Below are 25,641 nucleotides of genomic sequence, written 5' to 3' on the forward strand. Positions count from 1 at the left end.
TATTTAAAGAAAAAACTCTTCCAACCGGAAGAGTTTTTTTATATTAGATATTTGTTTTTCAGGCATTAAAATTTAAATAGATCAATTTAGTTGGGGATGAAAAAATCGTTATTTCAAATAGTGCTAATCTTGTTTTCTGCATTTATAATGTTATCATGTAGTACAGATAGTACTAATGATGTTGATGAAGATTCTAATTCACAGTATCATACATATCTAGCTCTCGGCGATTCGTATACCATTGGAGAAGGTGTAGATAGATCTCAAAGATGGCCAGAGCAATTGGTGAAAAAATTAGAGGAAAGCGGTCTTGATTTTAATGATCCTAAAATAATCGCTAAAACCGGGTGGACAACAAAGAATCTTTTATCGGCAATGAACGTGGAGTTAACAACTAACCAGTATGATCTTGTATCTATTTCTATAGGAGTTAACAATCAATATCAAAGAAGATCTATAAATGAGTATGAAGAAGACCTGAAGGTTATCTTCTCTAAGGCTATAAATAGATCTGTTAACGGAAAAGAAGGTGTATTTGTATTGAGTATTCCAGATTATGGTGCTACACCATTTGGAGCTTCTAATTCAGAGAATATTGGTAAGGATATAGCTAGATTCAACAGCGTTCTTAAACGAGTTTCTGAGGATTTTGATGTTCCTTTTTATAACATTACTCCAATCTCGAAGGAGGCTAGGGACGATCTTTCATTGGTTGCAAATGACGGTTTGCATCCTAGTGGAAAAATGTATCGTTTGTGGGTAGATTATTTCTTTAATGAAATCTACAATACATTAATGAAATCTGCAGAATAATTTTTAATATACTTGTATCTAAGGTGTTATGTAAATTTATATATTTATATAATGCAGGAGCATTTTCTTCATTATATCTGGAAATTTAGAAAATTCGATTTTGGTAAAGCCAGGACCGTACATAATTCTCCATTACAAATTTTAGATGTAGGCGTTCATAATTATAATTCTGGACCGGACTTTTTTAATGCTAAGATTAAAATTGAAGATCAGATATGGGCAGGGAATGTAGAGATCCATTTGAAATCTTCAGATTGGTATTTACACAAACATGAAATTGATCCTAATTATGACAATGTAATTCTGCATGTAGTTTGGGAGGATGATGTCGCCATCTATAGGAAGGATAATTCCATAATTTCTACTTTGCAATTAAAAGGCTTAATTTTGGAAACTACCCTATCAAGTTATAGAGAATTATTAATAGCTCCAAATAACAAATGGATTAACTGTGCAACAGATTTTAATAAGTTTGATGAATTTGATATAAAGAATTATCAGTATTCCCTTTATCTTGAAAGATTAAATAACAAATCTCATCTGATCTTAGAATTGCTTCGTAATTCTGAAAATAATTGGGAAGCCGTTCTGTTTAAATTGCTTGCTAAAAATTTTGGATTGAATATAAATGGTAGTGCCTTTCTGAGTATGGCAAGCAGTATTAGCTTTCAAACAGTTCAGAAATTAAGATCTTCTCAACAAAGATTGGAGGCAGTATTTTTTGGTCAATCAGGTTTACTGGATAAAAAGATAGATAATGATTTTTTTGTGAGTCTAGACAAAGAATATGCATTTGCTAGGTTGAAACATCACTTAGAAAACAGCTACGTGGAACGTGCTAAATATTTTAGATTGCGTCCAGATAATTTTCCAAACATCCGTCTCTCTCAATTAGCTTCGCTTTATAATAAAAAAGCTCATTTGTTTTCTGAACTAATGGAAGTTAAAGGATTACAGGATGTTTATCAGATTTTTTCAGTTCAACCTTCCGCGTATTGGCAAAGTCATTATTCTTTTGAAAAAGAGCATTCAGCTAAACCTAAATTCCTCACGCATGACTTTATAGATTTATTAATAATTAATACTATTATTCCATTGAAGTTTTGCTATAATAAGGCAAGAGGAATATCAGATATTGAAGAGTTGCTGGATTTAATACATCAAATTAAATCAGAGAAAAATAAAATAAGTTTGGGTTTTAATAATCTCAAATCCAGTACCATTACAAATGCGTTACATTCACAAGCGATGCTTCATCTAAAGCAAGAATATTGTGATAAAAATGAATGTCTTCAATGTAGATTAGGAAATAAAATTTTAAGTGGCATTATTCAATAAATAGTATCTTTGTTAAGTGTTAACATTTATATACTCCATACGGCATTTTTTTGAGCGCAACGGCTTTTATGTCTCTTCAAGATTGGCAGACAAGATTGGGATGCGTGCTAAAATTATTAGATTATTCTTTATATATCTGTCTTTTGCCACTTTAGGATTAGGTTTCGCACTTTATCTTACACTTGCTTTTTGGTTAAAGATCAAAGATCTAGTGTATTCTAAGAGAACTTCGGTTTTCGATCTTTAAATCTTAGTCTTCTGAAGCTTAGTGTTTTAATATTGTTATTAAATTAAGAAGGCAGTCAAGTATTTCGTACGGAATGATAGTTGGAATATTGGAGTCTAATTTTAATTTAACAAATCATTTACATTTTAACTAGTAAAAATTTGAAAAGGCCTAATTTTTTAGCATCTTGCTTCGCTGAAAAATAATCTTAATTAATTTTTATATTAGCTTATGAGAAAGTACTTACTTTCATTGTTCTTTTCATTTTCATTAATTTCATTATTTGCTCAAGACTTAGAAGTAAAAGCCGATATTGGAAATCCATCTAATGTTATTAACGATGGTTTTATCGATCTTGAAGTAACAGGAGGAACACCTCCTTACACCTACAAATGGGATAATCAATCTACACCTCTAACATCTCCAAGAGCTAGTGGATTAATTGAAGGGATACCGTACTCTGTAATTATTACAGATGATGCCGGAAATACTACTACCCGTACCTACAAAGTAAAGGCTGAAGCCATTACAGAAATTTTTAATAGCTCATTTGCTCCAATCGTGGAGAAAATGGGATCTATCTTATTTTGGGATCCTTTTTCTGCAATAGGAGTTTATGATCCTGTAGTTTATGCAGATGCCAAGAGAGTTGCTGCTCCTGGATGGACACCATCTTTAGAAGCAAAATTCATTCTTAAAAGCTGGGCATTACCGGAAGGAGCTAAGGTGAAAAAAGGAGATCTTATTGCTACAGTATCAAGAGACGGAGAAGATGTTAATGCATATGCTAATGCAAACGGTACTTTAAAATACCTTGTTCAAGAAGGAGGAGTTATCTATAATTCTGAAAATAAGGAGCACGTAATTGAGCAGGGAGCACAATATTTAGCTTCTATAAGATATGATGAGCCTACACCTTTAACGCATCCTAACGGAGATGCTCAAGAAAAGAATATTCCATTCATTGTAGTTTGGTTATTGTTAGGAGCGGCATTTTTTACAATAAGATTAGGTTTCATAAACATCAGAGGATTTAAACATGCATTTCAACTTGCTAGTGGTAAGTATGATGATCCAAATGCACCGGGACAGGTTACTCACTTCCAAGCTTTAGCAACTGCCGTTTCTGGAACAGTTGGTTTAGGAAATATTGCTGGAGTAGCGGTTGCTGTTTCTTTAGGAGGAGCTGGAGCTACGCTGTGGATGATCGTTGCTGGACTTTTGGGGATGTCTTCAAAATTCGTAGAATGTACTCTAGGTGTAAAATATAGACAAATCACAGCAGATGGTCGTGTATTTGGTGGACCAATGCATTACTTAAGATACGGACTTGAAAAAAGAAATAAAAAAGGATTAGGTAAGTTATTAGCAGGTTTCTTCGCCATTCTTGCAGTTGGAGCTTCTTTTGGAGGTGGAAACATGTTCCAGGCAAACCAATCTTTTGTTACACTAGCTGGAGAGTTTCCAATGTTGGTTGGAAATGGTTTCTGGTTCGGACTTATAGTAGCGGTGCTTGTTGGTGTGGTTATTATTGGAGGTATTAATAGTATTGCTAAGGTTACAGAGAAAGTAGTGCCAATTATGGCTGGAGTCTATATATTGGGAGCTTTAGTTGTTATTGGATATAATATAGAAAACATCGGACTTGCATTTCAAGCAATTTGGGATGGAGCATTTAGTCCTAGCGCGCTTAAAGGTGGTGTTATAGGTGTTCTGATAGTTGGTTTCCAGAGAGCTGCATTCTCTAATGAAGCTGGTGTAGGTTCTGCTGCTATTGCTCACAGTGCTGCGAAGACTAATCACCCGCCATCAGAAGGATTTGTATCTTTATTAGAGCCTTTTATAGATACTGTTGTTGTTTGTACGCTTACTTCTTTGGTTCTTATATTTACAGGAATGCATGAAGTTTCTGGTGTAGCCGGAGCAGAACTTACTTCAAGAGCATTTAGAAGTGTAGTATCATGGTTCCCATATGTATTGGCTGCAGCCGTTTTCTTGTTCGCATTCTCTACAATGATCTCTTGGTCTTATTACGGGATGAGAGCCTGGACCTATTTATTTGGAAAGAGTAAGAAAAGTGAGATTATCTATAAAATGTTATTTTTAGTATTTGTTGTGGTAGGAGCTTCTGTAAGTTTAGGAGCAGTATTAGACTTCTCAGACATGATGATCTTGTCTATGTCTTTCCCTAACATTATCGGACTTTATATTATGTCTGGTGAAGTTAGAAAAGATCTTAGAGAGTATATGAAAAAACTAAAAACTGGGGAGTTATTAAGAAAAGAACCGGTTAGCTAATGATATAATTAAAATGAAAAATTTTAGATCCCATTTTGTTTTCAATAGAAGTCAACAAAATGGGATTTTTTTATTGGTAGTAATTATAGTTATTCTTCAAACAGTCTACTACTTGGTAGATTTTGGTGATTCTAAAGTTGCCGTTGAAGCGAATTCACAACAACTTATTGCTGCTCAAAATTCTATAGATTCTTTAAAAGTAGAAGCTCTAAAAAGAAACAGTCCAAAGATTTACCCTTTCAATCCAAATTATTTAACCGATTATAAAGGATATATGCTTGGAATGTCTACTGCAGAGATTGATCGGCTCTTGGCATATAGAAAAACTAACAGGTGGATTAATACATCGGAAGAATTCCAGTCAATTACACAAGTTTCAGATTCCTTATTGCATAAAATAACTCCATTTTTCAAATTTCCTGACTGGGCAAAAAAAAATAATACTACATACAAAACGAATACGCAGCCCTTATTAAAAACTAATGTTCCCAAACGAGATCTTAATACAGTAAGTGCAGAAGAATTGCAGAAAGTTAAAGGTATAGGAGAGGTGTTATCGGAAAGAATAGTTAAGTATAGGACGAAGTTGGGCGGTTTTGTTGGCGATATTCAGCTCAAAGATATTTATGGCTTATCTGCAGAAAGCAGAAAAGAACTTCTTCAATATTATACAGTACAAACCTTACCAGATTTCAAAATACTCAATATTAATGAAGCTTCCGTAATACAATTAAGTGAGCTTCCATATATAGATTATGAACTTGCTAGGGAAATAGTTAATTATAAATTGCTACATGAAACAATTCATAATTTTGAAGAATTAGCAAAAATAAAGGGCTTTCCTTCCGAAAAGATAGACAGAATTGCGTTATATTTGAGCGTAGATTAAAATATCGGAATACTTGATAAATTAGTTTATTTTATTAAATCGGTTGTTCTTTTAATTTCGAACTTAAAAGCTGGAGTTATCTAACTCTTGTTTAGCTGATTTGATCTCATTTTAATATAAAAGAATTGTTATATATGGATAGTATGTATTTTACAGAGGAACACGAGCTTTTTAGGAAAAGTTTTCAAGAATTTTTGAAAAAAGAAGTGGTGCCTCATATCGACAAATGGGAAAAATCTGGAACCATAGATCGCTTTATTTGGGAAAAATTTGGTGAGATGGGTTATTTCGGATTAACCTACCCGGAGCAATATGGAGGATTAAATTTAGATCTTTTCTACACGGTTATATTTTTGGAGGAATTACAAAAAGTAAATTCCGGAGGATTTGCCGCTGCAATGTGGGCACATTCTTACTTAGCTATGACGCATTTATTAGCTGAAGGTAGCGAAGAGGTGAAGAAGAAATATTTAGAGCCTAGTATTGAAGGTAAGATGATTGGTTGTCTTTGTATTACAGAGCCATTTGGTGGGTCTGATGTTGCAGGTATGAAAAGTACAGCAGTTAAAAAAGGAGATAAATACATCTTGAATGGATCTAAAACATTTATTACCAACGGTGTCTATTCAGATTACCTTGTAGTAGCTGCTAAAACAGATCCTGAAAAAGGTGGTAAGGGAATGAGCATTTTTGTTGTGGATAGAGATACTCCAGGAATTTCTGCTACTAAGTTAGACAAGTTAGGTTGGAGAGCTTCAGATACAGCAGAGATCGCATTTGATAATGTTGAAATTCCAGAAGGGAATTTAATGGGTGAAGAGAATCTAGGATTTTCTTATATAATGCAACACTTTGCTTTAGAACGATTGATAATGGGTGTGAATGCTCATGCTCGTGCAGAATTTGCTTTAGATTATGCTATTAATTATATGTCTGAGCGTTCTGCGTTTGGAAAAACTATAGATAAGTTTCAAGCATTAAGACACTCTGTAGCCCAAATGGCTAGTGAAGTTGAGATGTGTAAAGAGTTTAATTATTCTATCGTTAAAAGAATGATTGGTGGTGTTTATGTAGTAAAGGAGGCAAGTATGTCTAAACTTCTTTCTACTAAGATTGCAGATGAAGTTATATATAACTGTCTTCAGCTTTTAGGAGGATATGGTTATATAGAAGATTACCCATTAGCGCGCATGTTAAGAGATAGTAGATTAGGCCCTATAGGTGGCGGAACTTCTGAAATCTTAAGAGAGATTATCGCAAAAATGGTAATCGATAAGAAAGAATACAAACCAGCGGCGAATTAAAGTTGATTGGCTTTTTTGCGAAAATGTTTTCATTTTTATGCAAAAATGGTAATCGATAAGAAAGAATACAAACCAGCGGCGAATTAAAGTTGATTGGCTTTTTTGCGAAAATGTTTTCATTTTTATGCAAAAATGGTAATCGATAAGAAAGAATACAAACCAGCGGCGAATTAAAGTTAATTGCTTTTTTGCGAAAATGTTGAAGCTTTTTAATGCTAAAGCATTCGTTTTAAGTAGGTTAAATGCTGAATTGAAATAATAATAATATTAAATATAATTTAGGGTTGTGGGATAGATGATTTAATCTATATTTGCACTTTAAAATTTCTAACGAAAGGAGGTGATACTATGTTAATTATACCAGTTAAAGACGGAGAGAATATCGATAGAGCGCTAAAGCGTTTTAAAAGAAAATTTGACAGAACAGGGACCATGCGTCAGCTAAGAAGCAGACAGGCGTTTTCTAAGCCTTCTGTTGTGAACAGAGCCCAGCTTCAAAAAGCTCAATATATCCAAGGATTAAGAGATAAAGAAGAAATCTAGATCTTCAATAATTAAGGCTTAAAGCCTTTGTGAATTGAGATAATGATTTTGAACCTGTCGAATAATAGATTTTTTCAAAGTCTATAACTTCAGAATAGTTCCTCATTAAGAGGAGCCTTATAATACTAACTGCTAATGGTAAAAGTTTAGACTTTTATTTTTAGCAGTTTTTTTTGTTTATTACTTCCTGAGTTAAAATTATAGTATCTAATTAATTTCTGTAAACTTTATATAACTTAGAGATTAATAATTTTATTGTTAACTGAACAACTATGCCTTTTAATCAATTTTTAGATTATTTATTTTATGAAAAGAAATACTCGGAACATACAGTAAAAGCTTATAAGGCAGATCTGCTAAGATTCCAAGAATATATTCTGAACGAATTTGAAGATCAAAATATAGATGAGATCTCTTATCATCAAATTAGGAACTGGATAATTGTGCTAGTAGATACTGGTATTAGCAATAGGAGTATCAACAGGAAGATAGCATCGCTAAAGGCTTATTATAAGTTTCTTCTAAGAACAGATCAGATAGTGCTAAATCCTTTAGCAGCTCATAAAGCTCTTAAGACCTCTAAGAGTTTACAGGTGCCTTTCTCGGAAGTAGAAGTAGAGAATGTTCTAGCGGCTATAGAGCCTAATAGTTTTGAAGCTTCAAGAGATCTATGTATAATTTCACTTTTTTATTCTACAGGTATAAGGAGGGCAGAGTTAATTGGAATTCAATTAGGAGATCTAGATCTGCGCAATAATAGACTTAAGGTCTTAGGAAAAAGAAGAAAGGAGCGTATTATACCATTGATCCCAGAAATTGCTCTTTTATTGAATAATTATCTTGGTTATAGAGCGGAGGTTGCCAGTCTAGACATGGCATTTTTATTCGTAACTTCTAAGGGAATTAAATTGTATGAAACTCTTGTGTATAGGATTATAAATAATTACTTTAGTAAGGCTTCGAACAAGGTGAAGAAGAGTCCACATATTTTACGGCATTCTTTTGCAACTCATCTTTTAAATAATGGAGCTAATTTAAATGCTGTAAAAGAGTTATTAGGACATTCTAGCTTAGCGTCTACGCAGGTTTATACACACAATAATATTTCTGAATTAACTAAAGTGTATAAAAATGCGCATCCTCGCCAAAATAAGAAGTGACTAAAATGTAATGTTTAATTTAAATGTTTAGGAGATGAAAGTAAATGTTCAATCAGTTAATTTCAACGTAGATCAAAAGTTGTTAGATTTTATTCAAGTGAAGTTAGATAAGCTTGAAAACTATTATGACAAGATAATCTACGCAGATGTATTTTTAAAAGTTCAAAATACGAGTGAGAAGGAAAATAAAATCACAGAAATTTTACTAAGCATTCCCGGGGGAGATTTAATGGTTAAAAAGACGTGCAGGAAGTTTGAAGAATGTGTAGATGAGTGTATTAGCACATTACAGCGGCAAATTGTAAGAAAGAAAGAAAAAATGAATGCACATGTTTAATGAATTTTTTTTCAAAATAAATTTGTGAAATAGATAAAGATGTATATCTTTGCAGTCCGTTAGAAATAGCGGACTTTTTTATGCTGAATAAGTGTAGGAATGCCGATGTAGCTCAGCTGGCTAGAGCAGCTGATTTGTAATCAGCAGGTCGTGGGTTCGAGTCCCTCCATCGGCTCTTTGAAATTTTGGAATTACAGTTAACAATTAAATCTTGTTTGATGGTGAGGTTTTATTTTTAGAGCTAATTATTTTGTTCTTAGATCAATAGAGTGCAAGCTTTATTTTATTTAAGATTTTATCTCTAAAAGTTTTGTTTTAAGGTTTTAATTTTATTAAATTTGCACCTTCAAAAAAGCAAGCCGTTAGGTTTAATGGTTCTGTAAAATTCTGAAAAGGTAACATTGGGGAGATACTCAAGCGGCCAACGAGGGCAGACTGTAAATCTGCTGACTACGTCTTCGCAGGTTCGAATCCTGCTCTCCCCACTAATCACTTAAAGTGATAGATCCAACCAGAAACATTGAATAGATGTTTCAAATTTGCGAAAGTAGCTCAGTTGGTAGAGCGTCAGCCTTCCAAGCTGAATGTCGCCGGTTCGAACCCGGTCTTTCGCTCTAAGGGGAACAGCGGCGTTGTGTCGAGGTTCGTTTTAATCTCCATAAGGTGTAATCCTGATGGGGATAACCTTTTTGGCCGACGTAGCTCAGGGGTAGAGCGTTTCCTTGGTAAGGAAGAGGTCACGAGTTCAATTCTCGTCGTTGGCTCTTAATTTTGTATAAAATTGAACACTAATATATAACTAAGAATAAAATCATTAATTATGGCAAAGGAAACTTTTGATCGTTCCAAACCGCACTTAAACATAGGTACGATAGGACACGTAGATCACGGAAAAACTACCTTAACTGCAGCGATTACTAAAGTAATGGCTGACGCTGGATTTTCAGCAGCTATGTCTTTTGATCAGATTGACAATGCTCCAGAAGAAAAAGAAAGAGGTATTACTATTAACTCTTCACACGTAGAGTACTCTACTAAAGAGCGTCACTATGCACACGTAGATTGTCCTGGTCACGCGGATTATGTAAAGAACATGGTTACTGGTGCTGCTCAAATGGATGGTGCTATCTTGGTTGTTGCTTCAACTGATGGTCCTATGCCACAAACTCGTGAGCACATCTTATTAGGTCGTCAGGTTGGTATTCCAAGAATCGTTGTATTCATGAATAAAGTGGATATGGTTGATGATGAGGAATTATTAGAATTAGTTGAGATGGAGATCAGAGATCTTTTATCTTTCTATGAATATGATGGTGATAATGGTCCTGTTGTTCAAGGTTCTGCTTTAGGAGCTTTAAACGGTGAGGAAAAATGGGTGAATACAGTTTTAGAATTAATGGAAGCTGTAGATTCATGGATCGAACTTCCAGTTCGTGACGTTGAAAAGCCTTTCTTAATGCCTATCGAAGATGTATTCTCTATTACTGGTCGTGGTACTGTTGCAACAGGTCGTATTGAAACTGGTGTAGCAAATACTGGAGATCCTGTTGAGATCATTGGTATGGGAGCTGAGAAATTAACTTCTACTATTACTGGAGTTGAAATGTTCCGTAAGATCTTAGATAGAGGTGAAGCTGGAGATAACGTTGGTATTCTTTTAAGAGGTATTGAGAAGTCAATGATCTCTAGAGGTATGGTAATCGTTAAGCCAGGATCTGTAACTCCTCACAAAAAGTTTAAAGCTGAGGTTTACGTATTGAAAAAAGAAGAAGGTGGACGTCACACTCCATTCCATAATAACTACCGTCCTCAGTTCTACGTACGTACAACTGATGTAACTGGAACTATTACTTTACCAGAAGGTGTAGAGATGGTAATGCCAGGGGATAACTTAACTATCCACGTTGAGTTATTGCAAACAATTGCAATGAATGTTGGTCTTCGTTTTGCTATCCGTGAAGGTGGTAGAACAGTAGGAGCAGGTCAAGTAACTGAGATCCTAGACTAAGAATTATAAATAAGAATAAGGTACTCTGCATTTGTTGAGTACCTTATCTTATCTACGGGTTTAGCTCAGTTGGTAGAGCACTGGTCTCCAAAACCAGGTGTCGGGAGTTCGAGTCTCTCAACCCGTGCAAATAAGAAAACAATGGCAGGAATCGTCAATTATATTTCAGAGTCTTATAACGAGTTAAAGAATCACGTAACTTGGCCAACTATGGCGGAGGCTCAAAGGTTAACAGTAGTTGTAGCTCTTTTTTCAATTATTTTTTCTTTAGCTATTTGGGGTGTGGACACCGTTTTTAGTTCTGCAATAGAAAAATATTTTGAATGGATTAAATCTTAAATTTAGACTATGGCAGAAGTAAAGGATAAGAAATGGTATGTGGTTCGTGCCGTGAGTGGTCAGGAAAATAAGGTAAAAGAATATATTGAACGTGAGATTTCACACCAAGGAATGGAAGATTTCGTGGGTGAAGTTCTTGTGCCTACAGAGAAAGTTATTCAGATTAGAAATGGTAAGAAGATTTCTAAAGAAAGAGTATACTTTCCTGGTTATGTTATGGTTTTAGCAAATCTTGGAGGTGAAATTCCACACATCATTAAGACTATTAATGGTGTTATCGGGTTTTTAGGTGAAACTAAAGGAGGAGATCCTGTTCCGTTAAGAAGATCAGAAGTAAATAGAATGTTAGGTAAAGTTGATGAGCTTTCAGTTAAAGCAGACAATGTTGCTATACCTTTTACTTTAGGAGAAACCATTAAAGTTATTGATGGACCTTTTAACGGATTTAATGGAACTGTTGAAAAGATTAATGAAGAAAAGCGTAAACTAGAAGTAATGGTTAAGATCTTTGGAAGAAAGACACCGTTAGAGCTTAGTTATATGCAAGTTGAAAAAGTATAATAGTAATACTGTTACATATATTTTTGATAGTTTTTAATTGCTTCCACTCTTAAAACTATCACTTAAAAATTATAAAAATGGCAAAAGAAGTAAGTAAAGTTGTTAAACTACAAGTTCGTGGAGGTGCTGCTAACCCATCACCACCAGTTGGACCTGCTTTAGGTGCTGCCGGAGTAAATATAATGGAGTTCTGTAAGCAGTTTAATGCTAGAACCCAGGATAAAGCTGGTAAAGTTTTACCAGTACAAATTACAGTTTATAAAGATAAATCTTTTGATTTTGTAATTAAAACTCCACCAGCCGCAGTTCAAATATTAGAAGCAGCAAAATCTAAAAAAGGTTCTGGTGAGCCTAATCGTAAAAAGATTGCCAGCGTTTCTTGGGATCAGGTTAGAGCTATTGCTGAAGATAAAATGCAAGATTTAAATGCATTTACTGTAGAATCAGCAATGAAAATGGTAGCGGGAACAGCTCGCTCCATGGGTGTAACTATTAAAGGGCAAGCGCCGTTTTAATCCAAAATAGAAATTAAAAATGGCAAAAATAACTAAAAAGCAAAAAGAAGCTCAGTCTAAAATTGAAAGCGGAAAATTGTATTCAGTTAGTGAAGCTTCTGCTTTAGTAAAAGAAATTTCCAACGAAAATTTTGATCCTTCTGTAGATCTTGCAGTTCGTTTGAACGTAGATCCACGTAAAGCCAACCAAATGGTTAGAGGTGTTGTAACCTTACCACACGGTACTGGTAAAGACGTGAAAGTTTTAGCCTTAGTAACTCCAGATAAGGAAGCTGAAGCTAAAGAAGCAGGTGCAGATTACGTTGGTTTAGATGAATATCTAGATAAGATTAAGTCTGGTTGGACGGATGTTGATGTAATTATCACCATGCCTAGTGTTATGGGTAAATTAGGACCTTTAGGTAGAGTATTAGGACCAAGAGGATTGATGCCTAACCCAAAGACAGGAACTGTTACTATGGATGTAGCTAAAGCTGTATCTGATGTGAAAGCTGGTAAGATCGACTTTAAAGTTGATAAGACTGGTATTGTTCATGCCGGGATTGGAAAAGCATCTTTTGATGCAGAGAAAATTGCAGGAAACGCAAGAGAATTATTAACTACTTTGGTTAAATTGAAACCAGTGGCTTCTAAGGGTGTTTATATTAAGAGTATATACATTTCTTCTACAATGGGCCCAAGTGTTGAAATAGATACTAAAAGGTTTACTGAGCAATAATATTTAAGATTATGACAAGAGAAGAAAAATCATTAGTAATTGAAGATCTAACTGCGCAGTTATCAAATAATTCTATTATTTACCTTGCAGATATCTCAGGTTTAAACGCCTTAGGTACTTCAAACTTACGTAGAGCTTGTTTTAAAGCTAACGTAAAACTAGCAGTAGTTAAAAATACGTTGCTTGCAAAAGCTATGGAAGCTTCCGATAAGGAATTCGGAGAACTTCCTTCAGTTTTAAAAGGCAATACATCTATAATGATCTCTGATACTGGAAATGCTCCAGCTAAAGTGATCAAAGAATTCAGAAAAAAATCTGATAAACCATTACTTAAAGGAGCTTTTATTGAAGAAGCGATTTATGTAGGTGACGATTATCTTGAGACATTGGTTAACATCAAGTCTAAAGAAGAAGTTATTGGGGATATCATCGGATTGTTACAATCACCTGCTAAGAACGTTGTTTCAGCGCTTAAATCAAGTGGTGGTAAATTAGCTGGAATTCTTAAAACTCTTTCTGAAAAAGAAGGATAAGCACGTACGCACTTTTTAACAATTATATATTAAAGAACATTTTAAAACGATAGAAAATGGCAGATTTAAAAGATTTCGCAGAGCAATTAGTTAACTTAACAGTAAAAGAAGTTAATGAATTAGCTACTATTTTAAAAGAAGAATATGGTATCGAACCTGCAGCTGCTGCTGTAGCTATGGCTGGTCCAGCTGGTGGTGGTGAAGATGCTGCTGAAGAGCAATCAGAGTTTGACGTAATCCTTAAAGCTGCAGGTAGCTCTAAATTAGCTGTAGTGAAAATGGTAAAAGAACTTACTGGTCTTGGTCTTAAAGATGCTAAAGAATTAGTAGATGGTGCTCCTAAAGCAGTTAAAGAAGGAGTTGCTAAAGACGAAGCTGAAGCATTAAAAGCACAATTAGAAGAAGCAGGAGCTGAGGTTGAGCTTAAATAAGCTTAACAAGCAATATTATTTAGGTTTAGACCTTGGGAGTATCTCCTAAAGGTCTAAACCCTTTTGCGTATATAAAGCTTAAAGTTCTATAACGCACCCACTTTTATATATAAATTATAATTCCGTCCATTGATGTTAGCAACGCAAACTGAAAGATTGAATTTCTCTTCTGTAAAGAATAAGCCTGATTATCCAGACTTTTTGGATGTCCAAATTAAGTCTTTCCAGGATTTCTTTCAACTAGAAACAAAATCAGAAGAAAGGGGAGATGAGGGTCTCTATAATACCTTCATGGAAAACTTTCCCATTACAGACACTCGTAATCAATTCGTTTTAGAATTTTTAGATTACTTCGTGGACCCACCAAGATATTCTATTCAAGAATGTATTGAGAGGGGTTTAACTTATAGCGTACCGCTTAAAGCCCGCTTAAAACTTTATTGTACCGATCCTGAGCATGAAGATTTTGAAACTATCGTACAGGACGTATATTTAGGGACTATTCCTTATATGACACCAAGTGGGACTTTTTGTATCAATGGTGCCGAGAGAGTAGTGGTTTCTCAGTTACACCGTTCACCTGGTGTTTTCTTTGGACAATCTTTCCATGCCAATGGAACAAAATTATATTCTGCCAGAATTATACCTTTCAAAGGTTCTTGGATAGAATTCGCTACCGATATCAATAACGTGATGTACGCGTATATCGATAGAAAGAAAAAATTACCTGTTACTACACTTTTCCGTGCTATCGGTTTTGAAAGAGATAAGGATATCCTTGAGATCTTTGACCTGGCAGAAGAAGTAAAAGTTTCTAAAACAGGACTTAAAAAAGTATTAGGAAGAAGACTTGCCGCAAGAGTATTAAATACTTGGTATGAAGATTTCGTAGATGAAGATACCGGTGAGGTAGTTTCAATAGAACGTAACGAAATTGTTCTTGATCGTGATACAGAATTGGATAAGGATCACATAGAAGAAATTCTAGAAACCGGTTCTAAAACAATTCTTTTACATAAAGAAGATAATTCTACTGGAGATTATGCAATTATTCACAATACATTGCAAAAAGATCCAACTAACTCTGAGAAAGAGGCTGTAGAACACATCTATCGTCAGCTGCGTAATGCAGAACCGCCAGATGAAGAAACTGCACGTGGAATTATAGATAAATTGTTCTTTTCTGATCAACGTTACAGCCTTGGGGAAGTAGGTCGTTACAGAATGAACAAAAAACTTGGTCTTGATGTAGCTATGGATAAGCAAGTGCTTACCAAAGAAGATATCATTACCATTGTTAAATACTTAATAGAGTTAATTAACTCAAAGGCAGAGATTGATGATATCGATCACTTATCTAACCGTCGTGTTAGAACAGTAGGAGAACAATTATCTCAGCAGTTTGGTGTTGGTTTAGCTCGTATGGCTCGTACCATTCGTGAAAGAATGAATGTGCGTGACAACGAGGTATTTACCCCGATAGATTTGATTAATGCGAAGACCTTGTCTTCTGTTATCAACTCTTTCTTTGGTACCAACCAGTTATCTCAGTTCATGGATCAAACAAATCCACTTGCAGAGATAACCCACAAACGTAGATTATCTGCATTAGGGCCAGGTGGACTTTCAAGAGAAAGAGCAGGGTTTGAAGTACGTGATGTTCACTATACGCACTACGGAAGACTTTGTCCTATTGAAACTCCGGAAGGACCGAACATTGGGCTTATTTCTTCACTTTCAGTATTTGCTAAGGTGAACGGAATGGGATTCATTGAAACTCCTTACCGTAAGGTAAATAATGCAAAAATAGATTTTTCAGAACAACCAATATATTTAAGTGCTGAAGAGGAAGAGGATAAAATGATAGCGCAAGCTAACATTCCTTTAAAAGATGATGGTACTATAGATACAGATAAGGTAATTGCACGTATGGAAGGTGACTTCCCGGTAGTAGATCCACAAGAGATTCACTATATAGATGTTGCACCAAACCAAATCTCTTCTATCTCTGCATCTTTAATTCCTTTCTTGGAGCATGATGATGCCAACCGTGCATTGATGGGATCTAACATGATGCGTCAGGCTGTACCTTTATTAAGAGCAGAATCTCCAATTGTTGGAACTGGTCTTGAAAGACAGGTAGCAACGGATTCTCGTGTATTAATAAATGCTGAAGGAGATGGTGAAGTTGAGTACGTAGATGCTCAAAAGATCACCATTAAGTACGATCGTACTGAAGATGAGAGAATGGTAAGTTTTGAAAGCGATTCTAAGACTTACAATCTTATCAAATTTAGAAAAACTAACCAAGGAACCTCTATTAACTTAAGACCAATCGTAAGTGTTGGCGATAGAGTTGCAAAAGGTCAGGTACTTTGTCAGGGTTACGCAACAGAAGCAGGAGAACTTGCTCTAGGACGTAACATGAAAGTTGCCTTCATGCCTTGGAAAGGATATAACTTTGAGGATGCAATCGTAATTTCTGAAAGAGTTGTAAGAGAAGATGTATTTACATCTATACATATAGATGAATATTCATTAGAAGTTAGAGATACCAAGTTAGGTAACGAAGAATTAACTAATGATATTCCAAACGTTTCTGAAGAGGCTACAAAAGATCTTGATGAAAACGGTATGATTAGAATTGGTGCTGAAGTGAAGCCTGGTGATATTCTTATTGGTAAGATCACTCCAAAAGGAGAAAGCGATCCTACTCCAGAAGAAAAATTACTTAGAGCGATCTTTGGAGATAAAGCTGGTGATGTAAAAGATGCTTCATTAAAAGCACACCCATCTTTAAGAGGTGTTGTTATTAATAAGAAACTTTTTGCTCGTGCGGTTAAAGATAAGCGTAAACGTGTTCAGGATAAAGAAGATGTTTCTGCTCTTGAGAAGAAGTATGATGCTAAATTCTCATTGCTTAAATCTAACTTAGTAGATAAATTATTTGCTATTGTTGGAGGAAAAACTGCTCAAGGAGTAATGAACGATCTTGGAGAAGAAGTTTTACCAAAAGGTAAAAAATACACTCTTAAGATGTTAAATTCTGTAGATGATTATACGCACCTTACACAAGGTACATGGACTACAGATGATAATTTAAATAAGTTGGTTGCAGATCTTATCCATAATTACAAGATTAAGGAAAACGATCTTCAAGGTAACTTGAGAAGGGAAAAATTCACTATCTCTGTTGGAGATGAGTTACCTGCAGGTATTATCAAATTAGCGAAAATATATGTAGCTAAGAAGAGAAAACTAAAAGTAGGTGATAAAATGGCGGGTCGTCACGGTAACAAAGGTATTGTTGCTCGTATCGTTCGTCAGGAAGATATGCCTTTCTTAGAAGATGGAACTCCGGTAGATATCGTATTAAACCCACTTGGTGTACCTTCTCGTATGAACATTGGTCAGATTTATGAGACTGTGTTAGGATGGGCAGGACAAAAATTAGGTAGAAAATATGCTACTCCAATTTTTGATGGAGCTACATTAGATCAGATCAACGAACTAACAGATGAAGCTGGTGTACCAAGATTTGGTCATACCTACTTATATGATGGTGGAACAGGAGATAGATTTGATCAACCTGCAACCGTAGGAATCATTTATATGTTGAAATTAGGACATATGATTGATGATAAAATGCACGCACGTTCTATAGGACCATACTCATTAATTACGCAACAACCATTAGGTGGTAAAGCGCAATTTGGTGGACAAAGATTTGGTGAGATGGAAGTTTGGGCATTAGAAGCGTATGGAGCTTCTGCAACACTACGTGAAATATTGACCGTGAAATCTGATGACGTTATAGGAAGAGCTAAAACTTACGAGGCAATCGTAAAAGGGGAGCCTATGCCAGAACCCGGATTACCAGAATCTTTTAACGTGTTAATGCACGAACTAAAAGGTTTAGGATTGGATATTAGATTAGAAGAATAACATACTTCTTTAAAGTTGGGTGTTTCGATGCCCAACTTTAATAGTAGTATTTTCACAATAATTAGATAGCACAACATTATGGCTAGAAATAATGAAAAGAATACAGAACAGAGATTTAATAAAATCTCTATAGGTTTAGCCTCTCCAGAATCCATTCTTGCGGAATCTCGTGGTGAAGTTTTAAAGCCTGAAACTATTAATTACCGTACGCACAAACCAGAGCGTGACGGTTTGTTCTGTGAGCGTATTTTTGGTCCTGTTAAGGATTACGAATGTGCCTGTGGAAAATATAAAAGAATTCGCTACAAAGGGATTGTTTGTGACCGTTGTGGTGTAGAAGTTACAGAGAAAAAAGTACGTAGAGATCGTGTAGGGCACATCAATTTGGTGGTTCCTGTTGCGCATATCTGGTACTTCCGTTCTTTACCAAACAAAATAGGATATTTATTAGGTCTTCCATCCAAGAAATTGGATATGATCATCTATTATGAAAGATATGTTGTAATTCAAGCTGGTATCGCTAAGAATGCGGAAGGAGAACAACTTAAGAAAATGGATTTCTTAACAGAAGAAGAGTATTTAGATATTCTAGATACACTTCCTCAAGAAAACTTATATCTTGAAGATAACGATCCGAATAAATTCATCGCTAAGATGGGTGCTGAATGTCTTATTGAATTATTAAGAAGAATTGATCTTAATCAACTTTCTTATGATCTTAGACACAAAGCAAATAATGAAACTTCAAAACAACGTAAAACTGAAGCTCTTAAGAGACTTCAGGTTGTAGAAGCTTTCCGTGATGCTAATAACAATCGCGAAAACCTTCCGGAGTGGATGATCATGAAGGTAATTCCAATCATTCCGCCAGAATTACGTCCTTTAGTGCCGTTGGATGGTGGTAGATTTGCTACTTCAGATTTAAATGATTTATATAGAAGAGTAATTATCAGAAACAATCGTTTAAAGCGATTGATGGAAATTAAAGCTCCAGAAGTAATTTTACGTAACGAAAAACGTATGCTTCAGGAAGCGGTGGATTCCTTGTTTGATAACACAAGAAAATCTTCAGCAGTAAAAACTGACTCTAACAGACCGTTGAAATCTCTTTCTGATTCCTTAAAAGGAAAACAAGGACGTTTCCGTCAAAACTTGTTAGGTAAGCGTGTGGATTATTCTGCTCGTTCGGTAATTGTTGTTGGACCAGAATTGAAAATGTTTGAATGTGGTCTTCCAAAAGATATGGCTGCAGAGCTTTACAAACCTTTCGTGATCAGAAAACTGATTGAAAGAGGAATTGTAAAAACTGTGAAGTCTGCTAAGAAGATCATAGATAAGAAAGAACCAGTAGTTTGGGATATCTTAGAAAACGTATTGAAAGGTCACCCCGTATTATTGAACAGGGCTCCTACACTTCACCGTTTAGGTATTCAAGCGTTCCAACCAAAGTTAATTGAAGGTAAAGCAATCCAATTGCACCCACTAGCAACTACGGCATTCAACGCCGATTTTGATGGTGACCAGATGGCGGTACACTTGCCACTTGGGCCTGAAGCTATTTTGGAAGCGCAATTATTAATGCTAGGTTCTCACAATATCTTAAATCCTGCAAATGGTTCACCAATTACGGTACCATCTCAGGATATGGTTTTGGGTCTGTACTATATGACCAAACCAAGAGTTTCCACTCCAGAAGTGAAAATTAAAGGGGAAGGCCTTACTTTTTACTCTTCGGAAGAAGTTGTGATTGCATACAATGAGAAACAAGTTGACCTTAACGCCGTAATTAAAATCAGAACAAGAGATTTTAATGAAGAAGGAGAATTGGTAAAGCAAATTATCGAAACTACTGTAGGTAGAGTATTGTTCAACCAGTCTGTTCCTGAAAAAGCAGGATATATCAACCAAGTATTAACTAAAAAATCTCTTAGAGATATAATTGGGCAAGTACTTAAGGTTACAAGTGTAGCAGAAACTGCTGCCTTCTTAGATGAAATTAAGAGTTTAGGTTACAAATTTGCATACACTGGTGGATTGTCATTCAGTTTAGGAGATATTATTATCCCTGCTGAAAAACAATCTATGATTGATGAAGCTAATGAGCAAGTTGATGGAATTATAGGAAACTATAACATGGGTCTTATTACCAACAACGAGCGTTACAACCAAGTTATTGATATCTGGACTTCTACCAATGCTGGTCTTACAGAATTGGCTATGAAACGTATTAGAGAAGATAATCAAGGTTTCAACTCTGTGTTTATGATGCTTGATTCTGGTGCTCGTGGATCTAAAGAACAGATCCGTCAGTTAACCGGTATGCGTGGGTTGATGGCTAAGCCTAAAAAATCTAACTCTGGTGGAGGAGAAATTATTGAAAACCCTATTCTTTCTAACTTTAAGGAAGGTCTTTCAATTCTTGAATACTTTATCTCAACTCACGGTGCACGTAAAGGTCTTGCCGATACCGCACTTAAAACTGCCGATGCTGGTTACTTAACTCGTAGATTGGTAGATGTTTCACAAGACGTTATTGTAAATGATGAAGATTGTGGAACTCTTAGAGGTGTTGAAGTAACTCCGCTTAAGAAAAATGATGAAATAGTTGAATCTCTAGGAGAACGTATTGTAGGACGTATTGCTTTAAATGATATCATCAACCCACTAACTCAAGAGTTATTGGTAAAATCTGGAGATGAGATCTTAGAAGCTGCAGTTACTAAAATAGAGAATGCTCCTATAGAAAGTGTAGAAGTTCGCTCTGCTCTTACTTGTGAAGCTAAAAAGGGTATTTGTGTAAAGTGTTATGGTCGTAACCTTGCTACAGATAAACTTGTTCAAAGAGGTGAAGCTGTTGGTGTAGTTGCTGCTCAATCTATTGGGGAGCCAGGTACACAACTTACACTACGTACTTTCCACGTTGGAGGTATTGCAGGTAACATTTCAGAAGAAAATAAATTAACCGCTAAATTTGGTGGTGTTGCAGATATCGAAGATTTGAAAGTGGTAAAAGGAGAAGCTCCAGATGGAACAACTTCAGATATCGTAATTTCAAGAACTTCAGAATTAAAGATTAAAGATAAGAAGACCGGAGTGGTACTTAGTACAAATAACATTCCTTATGGTTCTCAGATCTTTATAAATGACGGAGATACTGTTAAGGCTGATGATATCATTTGCCAGTGGGATCCATATAACGGGGTGATCATTTCAGAATTTGCTGGTAAGATTAAATATGAAAATATTGATCAAGGGGTAACCTACCAAGTAGAGATTGATGAGCAAACCGGATTCCAAGAGAAAGTGATCTCAGAGTCTAAGAATAAGAAGTTGATACCAACGTTACTTATATTAGGTAAGAAGGATGAAGTAATTCGTTCTTATAACCTTCCAGTTGGTGCCCACTTAATGGTAGATAAAGACGAGAAAATTAAGGTTGGTAAGATCTTGGTAAAAATTCCTCGTAAATCTTCTAAAGCTGGTGATATTACTGGAGGTCTTCCTAGAGTAACCGAGTTATTCGAGGCTCGTAACCCTTCTAACCCTGCAGTAGTTAGTGCAATAGATGGTGTTATTTCCTTCGGTAAAATCAAAAGAGGTAACCGTGAGATCATAGTTGAATCTAAATTGGGAGAAGTTAAGAAGTATCTAGTGAAACTTTCTAACCAGATCTTAGTTCAGGAGAATGATTATGTTCGTGCAGGTATGCCACTTTCTGATGGTTCAATAACTCCGGAAGATATACTTTCTATTAAAGGACCTAATGCGGTACAACAGTACTTAGTAAATGAGGTTCAGGAAGTTTATAGATTACAAGGGGTGAAGATTAATGATAAGCACTTTGAGGTTGTAGTTCGCCAGATGATGCGTAAAGTGCGTATTGTAGATCCTGGAGATACTATATTCTTAGAAAATCAGTTAATTCATAAATCAGATTTTATCGAAGAAAACGATAATATCTTTGGAATGAAAGTAATTGAAAGTGCTGGAGATTCTACAAATCTTAAACCAGGACAGATTGTTACTATACGTGAGCTAAGAGATGAGAATTCATCTTTACGTAGAGAAGATAAAGAACTAGCTACGGCTAGAGAAGCGATCTCTGCTACGGCTACACCAGTACTTCAAGGTATTACAAGAGCATCTCTTCAAACAAAATCATTTATATCTGCGGCTTCCTTCCAGGAAACAACTAAAGTATTAAATGAAGCTGCGGTAAGCGGTAAGATTGATGCACTGGAAGGACTTAAAGAAAACGTAATTGTTGGACATAAGATACCTGCTGGTACAGGAATGCGTAAGTATGATAACATTATTGTTGGTTCTAAAGAAGAATTCGACGAGATGATGGAGAAGAAGCAAGAAGTTAATTATAACTAATACAAATTCAGGTCTCGATTTTATCGGGACCTGATTTTTTTATGATCGATTTTTGTCGATTTTTAAATTTATAGAATAATGAGCGACCAAGATAATAAGCCAAAACAAGGACAGATCAATATAGAGTTGGATGAGAAAATTGCGGAAGGAACATATTCCAACTTAGCAATTATCAATCATTCTGTTTCAGAATTTGTAGTAGACTTTGTAAGCATTATGCCTGGAACTCCTAAGAGTAAAGTAAAATCTAGAATTATTCTTACCCCTCAACATGCTAAACGTTTGTTGAAAGTCTTAGGTGATAATGTTCAAAGATTTGAGAGTGCCCATGGTGAGATAAAGGATTACGAGCAGCCACCTATTCCTCTTAATTTTGGCCCAACAGGTCAGGCTTAAGATTATTGACATAATAAATAAAAAACCCGAAGATAGTTCTTCGGGTTTTTTTATGTCTAAACTTTAAATGGTTTAAAATCTAAATATTAGTTAATTACATTAAAAAGCCTGTTATTAAATCTTGATAGATCTATTAGTAGGCTTTAAAATAATTTGATATAAGTGAAAACGCTTGTTTTTCTAAAATTCTGATACCAAATGAAATTTAATGCTTGGATATTTAGATTGGGTCATTTGTAAAGAAAATTGAGAATCTGCTAAAAATACTAGCTGTCCTCTTTTATCATGTGCTAGGAATTTTGATTTTACTCTTTTAAAATCTTTAAATTCCTCACTTTTTTGATCTTTAGTTTCTACCCAGGTTGCTTTGTAAACATTCAGATTTTCATAAGTACACTTAGCACCATATTCGTGTTCTAGTCTGTACTGTATAACCTCAAATTGTAGTGCTCCTACCGTTCCAATAACTTTACGACCGTTTAATTCTAGGGTAAATAATTGTGCAACCCCTTCATCCATCAATTGGTCTAATCCTTTCTCCAGTTGTTTAGACTTCATAGGATCTGCATTATTTACATATCTAAAATGTTCTGGAGAGAAACTGGGGATACCTCTATAATTCAATACTTCTCCTTCGGTTAAAGTATCTCCAATTTTAAAATTTCCGGTATCGTGCAATCCAATAATATCTCCTGGATACGATATATCTACAATTTCTTTCTTTTCAGCAAAAAAAGCATTGGGGCTTGAAAACTTTAAGTTCTTACCATGTCTTACATGAAGATAGGGTTTATTTCTTTCGAATATCCCAGATACGATCTTCACAAATGCAAGACGGTCTCTATGTTTAGGATCCATGTTAGCATGTATCTTAAATACAAAGCCAGAAAATTGTTTTTCATCTGGTTTTACATTGCGCTCCTCACTATCTTTTGCGCGTGGAGTAGGAGCTATGCTCACAAAGCAATCTAAGAGCTCTCTTACTCCAAAGTTATTTAATGCAGAACCAAAGAATACAGGTTGCAGCTTTCCGGCTAAATAATCTTCCTTATTAAATTCTGGATATACGCCCTGAGCCAACTCTAATTCTTCTCTAAGTGTATTGGCTGCATTAGAACCAATTAGATTATCTAATTCTTTAGAAGAAAGATCTGATATCTCTACGGTATCTTCAATATCTTTTTTAGGGTCTCCTGTAAAAATGTTTACGTTTTGTTCCCAAATATTATAAATTCCTTTAAAGTCATATCCCATTCCAATTGGGAAACTTAAAGGCGTAACAGTTAGATTAAGTTTTTGTTCAATTTCATCTAGAAGTTCAAAAGCATCTTTTCCCTCACGGTCTAGTTTATTTATAAAAACTATCATAGGAATATTTCGCATGCGACAAACTTCTACAAGCTTTTCGGTTTGCTCTTCAACCCCTTTTGCAACGTCTACTACAACGATTACACTGTCTACCGCAGTTAAAGTTCTAAATGTATCTTCAGCAAAATCCTTATGACCCGGTGTATCCAAAATATTGATCTTGGTGCCGTCATACTCAAATGCTAATACAGAAGTAGCTACAGAGATCCCTCTCTGGCGCTCAATTTCCATAAAATCACTGGTTGCTCCCTTTTTTATCTTATTTGATTTTACCGCTCCAGCTTCCTGAATAGCCCCTCCAAAGAGTAATAATTTCTCTGTTAAGGTTGTCTTTCCGGCATCTGGGTGAGAGATAATCCCAAATGTTCTTCTTCTTTTAATTTCGTCGGTAAATTTCATATGCTAATTTAAGGCTGCAAAGATAAAATTTTTGATCAAGAATTAAGGTATCTGGAATAATTAGCTCTTGTTATTTTTCTGAATAAGAATCTTCTGCCAAGTCCTTATTTTCTTATGATTTGGTAAGTTGATTTTGTATTTTTGATTTTCAATTTTAGCTATGGAAGAAGAAAAAGTGATACTTGTTGACCAAAATGATGAACAAATAGGGTTGATGCCTAAAATGGAAGCGCATGAAAAAGGGCTGCTACATAGAGCATTCTCTGTATTTGTATTTAACGACAAAAACGAGTTGATGCTTCAGCAGCGTGCTCACTCTAAATATCACTCTCCTGGTTTATGGACCAATACCTGTTGCAGTCATCAGCGAGAAGGGGAAAGCAATATTGCTGCTGGTAAACGCAGACTGATGGAAGAAATGGGTTTTAGTACCGAATTAAATGATACTATTTCATTTATTTATAAGGCTCCTTTTGATAACGGTCTTACAGAACATGAATTTGACCATATTCTAATAGGTAATTTTCAGCAAGAACCTAAGTTGAACCTAGAAGAAGCTGCTGCATGGAAATGGATGGCTTTAGAAGATGTAAAAAAAGATATGACAGATAATCCTTCTGTGTATACAGAATGGTTTAAGATCATTTTTGATAAATATTACCAAACAATTCAGCAATGAGAGTAACTGTAAATCGGAAAGCACATTTTAATGCAGCTCATAGGCTCTTTTGTAGAGATTGGGATGATACTAAAAACAAAGAAATTTTCGGGAAATGTAGCAATCCAAACTTCCACGGTCATAACTACGAACTTATAGTAGGAGTAACGGGAGAAATAGATCCTCAAACTGGTTTTGTAATAGATATGAAGGTTTTAAAAGATCTTATTTATTCTCAAGTTGAAACTGAATTTGATCATAAAAACTTAAATGTAGAAGTTCCAGAGTTTAAAGATCTTAATCCAACAGCAGAGAACATAGCGGTTGTAATTTGGAATAAGTTACGCATAAAGCTATCCAAAGATTTAGATCTTTCAGTAACCTTATATGAAACTCCCAGAAACTTTGTAACATATACTGGTAAATAGTATAAATTGAAAAAAGGAGACCTCACACCAAACGTGATTCTTAATGATAAAGGT

22 protein-coding genes and 5 tRNA genes are annotated in these 25,641 nt (G+C 35.2%); 26 read left to right on the top strand and 1 reads right to left on the bottom strand.

From position 1 onward, the window contains the following. The first annotated feature begins 96 nt into the window (after positions 1-96). From BLT84_RS09135 to BLT84_RS09250, 24 genes are all read left to right on the top strand, one after another. A complete protein-coding gene (locus BLT84_RS09135; RefSeq protein WP_091264806.1) occupies positions 97-813 on the top strand; it encodes an SGNH/GDSL hydrolase family protein in 717 nt (238 codons plus the stop codon). Positions 814-864: 51 nt separating this feature from the next. Further along, positions 865-2,151 (top strand): DUF2851 family protein, encoded by a 1,287-nt coding sequence (locus BLT84_RS09140; RefSeq protein ID WP_091264809.1) that lies wholly within the window; start codon positions 865-867, stop codon positions 2,149-2,151. A gap of 16 nt (positions 2,152-2,167) precedes the next feature. Further along, positions 2,168-2,398 (top strand): PspC family transcriptional regulator, encoded by a 231-nt coding sequence (locus BLT84_RS09145; RefSeq protein ID WP_091264812.1) that lies wholly within the window; start codon positions 2,168-2,170, stop codon positions 2,396-2,398. Positions 2,399-2,608: 210 nt separating this feature from the next. Beyond that, a complete protein-coding gene (locus tag BLT84_RS09150; protein ID WP_091264815.1) occupies positions 2,609-4,675 on the top strand; it encodes an amino acid carrier protein in 2,067 nt (688 codons plus the stop codon). Positions 4,676-4,688: 13 nt separating this feature from the next. Next, on the top strand, positions 4,689-5,564 hold the full coding sequence (locus BLT84_RS09155) for a ComEA family DNA-binding protein (protein ID WP_091264819.1): 876 nt from the start codon (positions 4,689-4,691) through the stop codon (positions 5,562-5,564). 134 nt (positions 5,565-5,698) lie between these two features. Next, positions 5,699-6,868: an acyl-CoA dehydrogenase family protein gene (locus tag BLT84_RS09160; protein WP_034890696.1), complete on the top strand. Its 1,170-nt coding sequence runs from the start codon at positions 5,699-5,701 to the stop codon at positions 6,866-6,868. Positions 6,869-7,216: 348 nt separating this feature from the next. After that, positions 7,217-7,411 carry a 30S ribosomal protein S21 gene (gene rpsU, locus BLT84_RS09165; RefSeq protein ID WP_034890699.1) on the top strand — a complete coding sequence of 65 codons (195 nt, stop codon included), beginning with the start codon at positions 7,217-7,219 and terminating at the stop codon, positions 7,409-7,411. Between the two features lie 272 nt (positions 7,412-7,683). Then, positions 7,684-8,571: a tyrosine-type recombinase/integrase gene (locus BLT84_RS09170; RefSeq protein WP_091264822.1), complete on the top strand. Its 888-nt coding sequence runs from the start codon at positions 7,684-7,686 to the stop codon at positions 8,569-8,571. 34 nt (positions 8,572-8,605) lie between these two features. After that, the gene (hpf, locus tag BLT84_RS09175) at positions 8,606-8,908 is read left to right on the top strand and encodes a ribosome hibernation-promoting factor, HPF/YfiA family (RefSeq protein ID WP_091264826.1); all 303 of its coding nucleotides are present in this window, start codon (positions 8,606-8,608) and stop codon (positions 8,906-8,908) included. Positions 8,909-9,009: 101 nt separating this feature from the next. Then, positions 9,010-9,083: transfer RNA gene (locus BLT84_RS09180), tRNA-Thr, on the top strand. Positions 9,084-9,311: 228 nt separating this feature from the next. Next, positions 9,312-9,393 (top strand) — tRNA-Tyr (locus BLT84_RS09185). A gap of 56 nt (positions 9,394-9,449) precedes the next feature. Continuing rightward, a tRNA-Gly gene (locus BLT84_RS09190) sits at positions 9,450-9,522 on the top strand. 78 nt (positions 9,523-9,600) lie between these two features. Further along, a tRNA-Thr gene (locus BLT84_RS09195) sits at positions 9,601-9,672 on the top strand. A gap of 56 nt (positions 9,673-9,728) precedes the next feature. Further along, on the top strand, positions 9,729-10,916 hold the full coding sequence (gene tuf / locus BLT84_RS09200) for an elongation factor Tu (protein ID WP_091264829.1): 1,188 nt from the start codon (positions 9,729-9,731) through the stop codon (positions 10,914-10,916). A gap of 54 nt (positions 10,917-10,970) precedes the next feature. Further along, a tRNA-Trp gene (locus tag BLT84_RS09205) sits at positions 10,971-11,043 on the top strand. Positions 11,044-11,057: 14 nt separating this feature from the next. Beyond that, positions 11,058-11,255, top strand: coding sequence for a preprotein translocase subunit SecE (gene secE, locus BLT84_RS09210; RefSeq protein WP_034894285.1), 198 nt, complete (start codon positions 11,058-11,060; stop codon positions 11,253-11,255). A 9-nt stretch (positions 11,256-11,264) separates the two neighbouring features. Beyond that, on the top strand, positions 11,265-11,816 hold the full coding sequence (nusG, locus tag BLT84_RS09215; RefSeq protein WP_034890711.1) for a transcription termination/antitermination protein NusG: 552 nt from the start codon (positions 11,265-11,267) through the stop codon (positions 11,814-11,816). A 77-nt stretch (positions 11,817-11,893) separates the two neighbouring features. Continuing rightward, on the top strand, positions 11,894-12,331 hold the full coding sequence (rplK, locus tag BLT84_RS09220) for a 50S ribosomal protein L11 (protein WP_034890714.1): 438 nt from the start codon (positions 11,894-11,896) through the stop codon (positions 12,329-12,331). A 19-nt stretch (positions 12,332-12,350) separates the two neighbouring features. Next, positions 12,351-13,049 (top strand): 50S ribosomal protein L1, encoded by a 699-nt coding sequence (gene rplA / locus BLT84_RS09225; RefSeq protein ID WP_034890717.1) that lies wholly within the window; start codon positions 12,351-12,353, stop codon positions 13,047-13,049. Positions 13,050-13,060: 11 nt separating this feature from the next. Beyond that, a complete protein-coding gene (gene rplJ, locus BLT84_RS09230) occupies positions 13,061-13,582 on the top strand; it encodes a 50S ribosomal protein L10 (RefSeq protein WP_034890720.1) in 522 nt (173 codons plus the stop codon). A 56-nt stretch (positions 13,583-13,638) separates the two neighbouring features. Next, a complete protein-coding gene (gene rplL, locus BLT84_RS09235; RefSeq protein ID WP_034890723.1) occupies positions 13,639-14,013 on the top strand; it encodes a 50S ribosomal protein L7/L12 in 375 nt (124 codons plus the stop codon). A gap of 132 nt (positions 14,014-14,145) precedes the next feature. Beyond that, entirely contained in the window at positions 14,146-17,958 is a 3,813-nt protein-coding gene (rpoB, locus tag BLT84_RS09240) for a DNA-directed RNA polymerase subunit beta (protein WP_091264833.1), read from the top strand. A gap of 78 nt (positions 17,959-18,036) precedes the next feature. Continuing rightward, positions 18,037-22,338, top strand: a complete 4,302-nt coding sequence (gene rpoC, locus BLT84_RS09245) for a DNA-directed RNA polymerase subunit beta' (RefSeq protein ID WP_091264836.1) — start codon at positions 18,037-18,039, stop codon at positions 22,336-22,338. Positions 22,339-22,416: 78 nt separating this feature from the next. Continuing rightward, positions 22,417-22,734: a DUF3467 domain-containing protein gene (locus tag BLT84_RS09250; RefSeq protein ID WP_091264838.1), complete on the top strand. Its 318-nt coding sequence runs from the start codon at positions 22,417-22,419 to the stop codon at positions 22,732-22,734. Positions 22,735-22,914: 180 nt separating this feature from the next. Here the strand turns inward: BLT84_RS09250 and BLT84_RS09255 are convergent, their stop codons facing one another. Then, positions 22,915-24,501: a peptide chain release factor 3 gene (locus tag BLT84_RS09255; protein WP_034890736.1), complete on the bottom strand. Its 1,587-nt coding sequence runs from the start codon at positions 24,499-24,501 to the stop codon at positions 22,915-22,917. Between the two features lie 160 nt (positions 24,502-24,661). Here BLT84_RS09255 and idi point away from each other — a divergent pair, with 160 nt between their 5' ends. Then, positions 24,662-25,180 carry an isopentenyl-diphosphate Delta-isomerase gene (gene idi, locus BLT84_RS09260; protein ID WP_091264841.1) on the top strand — a complete coding sequence of 173 codons (519 nt, stop codon included), beginning with the start codon at positions 24,662-24,664 and terminating at the stop codon, positions 25,178-25,180. Further along, on the top strand, positions 25,177-25,587 hold the full coding sequence (locus BLT84_RS09265; protein ID WP_091264844.1) for a 6-pyruvoyl trahydropterin synthase family protein: 411 nt from the start codon (positions 25,177-25,179) through the stop codon (positions 25,585-25,587). Before idi ends, BLT84_RS09265 begins: the two co-directional genes overlap by 4 nt. Positions 25,588-25,641 lie beyond the last annotated feature (54 nt).

This window comes from Gillisia sp. Hel1_33_143, from assembly GCF_900104765.1.
GTDB lineage: Bacteria > Bacteroidota > Bacteroidia > Flavobacteriales > Flavobacteriaceae > Gillisia.

What these genes read in the sequence shown, in the direction of transcription:
- rplL (WP_034890723.1), top strand. Translation starts at nt 13,639, where the DNA reads ATGGCAGATTTAAAAGATTTCGCAGAGCAATTAGTTAACTTAACAGTA.
- hpf (WP_091264826.1), top strand. Translation starts at nt 8,606, where the DNA reads ATGAAAGTAAATGTTCAATCAGTTAATTTCAACGTAGATCAAAAGTTG.
- BLT84_RS09155 (WP_091264819.1), top strand. Translation starts at nt 4,689, where the DNA reads ATGAAAAATTTTAGATCCCATTTTGTTTTCAATAGAAGTCAACAAAAT.
- BLT84_RS09170 (WP_091264822.1), top strand. Translation starts at nt 7,684, where the DNA reads ATGCCTTTTAATCAATTTTTAGATTATTTATTTTATGAAAAGAAATAC.
- rplJ (WP_034890720.1), top strand. Translation starts at nt 13,061, where the DNA reads ATGACAAGAGAAGAAAAATCATTAGTAATTGAAGATCTAACTGCGCAG.
- rpsU (WP_034890699.1), top strand. Translation starts at nt 7,217, where the DNA reads ATGTTAATTATACCAGTTAAAGACGGAGAGAATATCGATAGAGCGCTA.
- rpoC (WP_091264836.1), top strand. Translation starts at nt 18,037, where the DNA reads ATGGCTAGAAATAATGAAAAGAATACAGAACAGAGATTTAATAAAATC.
- BLT84_RS09160 (WP_034890696.1), top strand. Translation starts at nt 5,699, where the DNA reads ATGGATAGTATGTATTTTACAGAGGAACACGAGCTTTTTAGGAAAAGT.
- BLT84_RS09250 (WP_091264838.1), top strand. Translation starts at nt 22,417, where the DNA reads ATGAGCGACCAAGATAATAAGCCAAAACAAGGACAGATCAATATAGAG.
- BLT84_RS09255 (WP_034890736.1), bottom strand. Translation starts at nt 24,501, where the DNA reads ATGAAATTTACCGACGAAATTAAAAGAAGAAGAACATTTGGGATTATC.
- rplK (WP_034890714.1), top strand. Translation starts at nt 11,894, where the DNA reads ATGGCAAAAGAAGTAAGTAAAGTTGTTAAACTACAAGTTCGTGGAGGT.
- idi (WP_091264841.1), top strand. Translation starts at nt 24,662, where the DNA reads ATGGAAGAAGAAAAAGTGATACTTGTTGACCAAAATGATGAACAAATA.
- BLT84_RS09135 (WP_091264806.1), top strand. Translation starts at nt 97, where the DNA reads ATGAAAAAATCGTTATTTCAAATAGTGCTAATCTTGTTTTCTGCATTT.
- BLT84_RS09265 (WP_091264844.1), top strand. Translation starts at nt 25,177, where the DNA reads ATGAGAGTAACTGTAAATCGGAAAGCACATTTTAATGCAGCTCATAGG.
- BLT84_RS09140 (WP_091264809.1), top strand. Translation starts at nt 865, where the DNA reads ATGCAGGAGCATTTTCTTCATTATATCTGGAAATTTAGAAAATTCGAT.
- rpoB (WP_091264833.1), top strand. Translation starts at nt 14,146, where the DNA reads ATGTTAGCAACGCAAACTGAAAGATTGAATTTCTCTTCTGTAAAGAAT.
- BLT84_RS09150 (WP_091264815.1), top strand. Translation starts at nt 2,609, where the DNA reads ATGAGAAAGTACTTACTTTCATTGTTCTTTTCATTTTCATTAATTTCA.
- rplA (WP_034890717.1), top strand. Translation starts at nt 12,351, where the DNA reads ATGGCAAAAATAACTAAAAAGCAAAAAGAAGCTCAGTCTAAAATTGAA.
- tuf (WP_091264829.1), top strand. Translation starts at nt 9,729, where the DNA reads ATGGCAAAGGAAACTTTTGATCGTTCCAAACCGCACTTAAACATAGGT.
- nusG (WP_034890711.1), top strand. Translation starts at nt 11,265, where the DNA reads ATGGCAGAAGTAAAGGATAAGAAATGGTATGTGGTTCGTGCCGTGAGT.
- secE (WP_034894285.1), top strand. Translation starts at nt 11,058, where the DNA reads ATGGCAGGAATCGTCAATTATATTTCAGAGTCTTATAACGAGTTAAAG.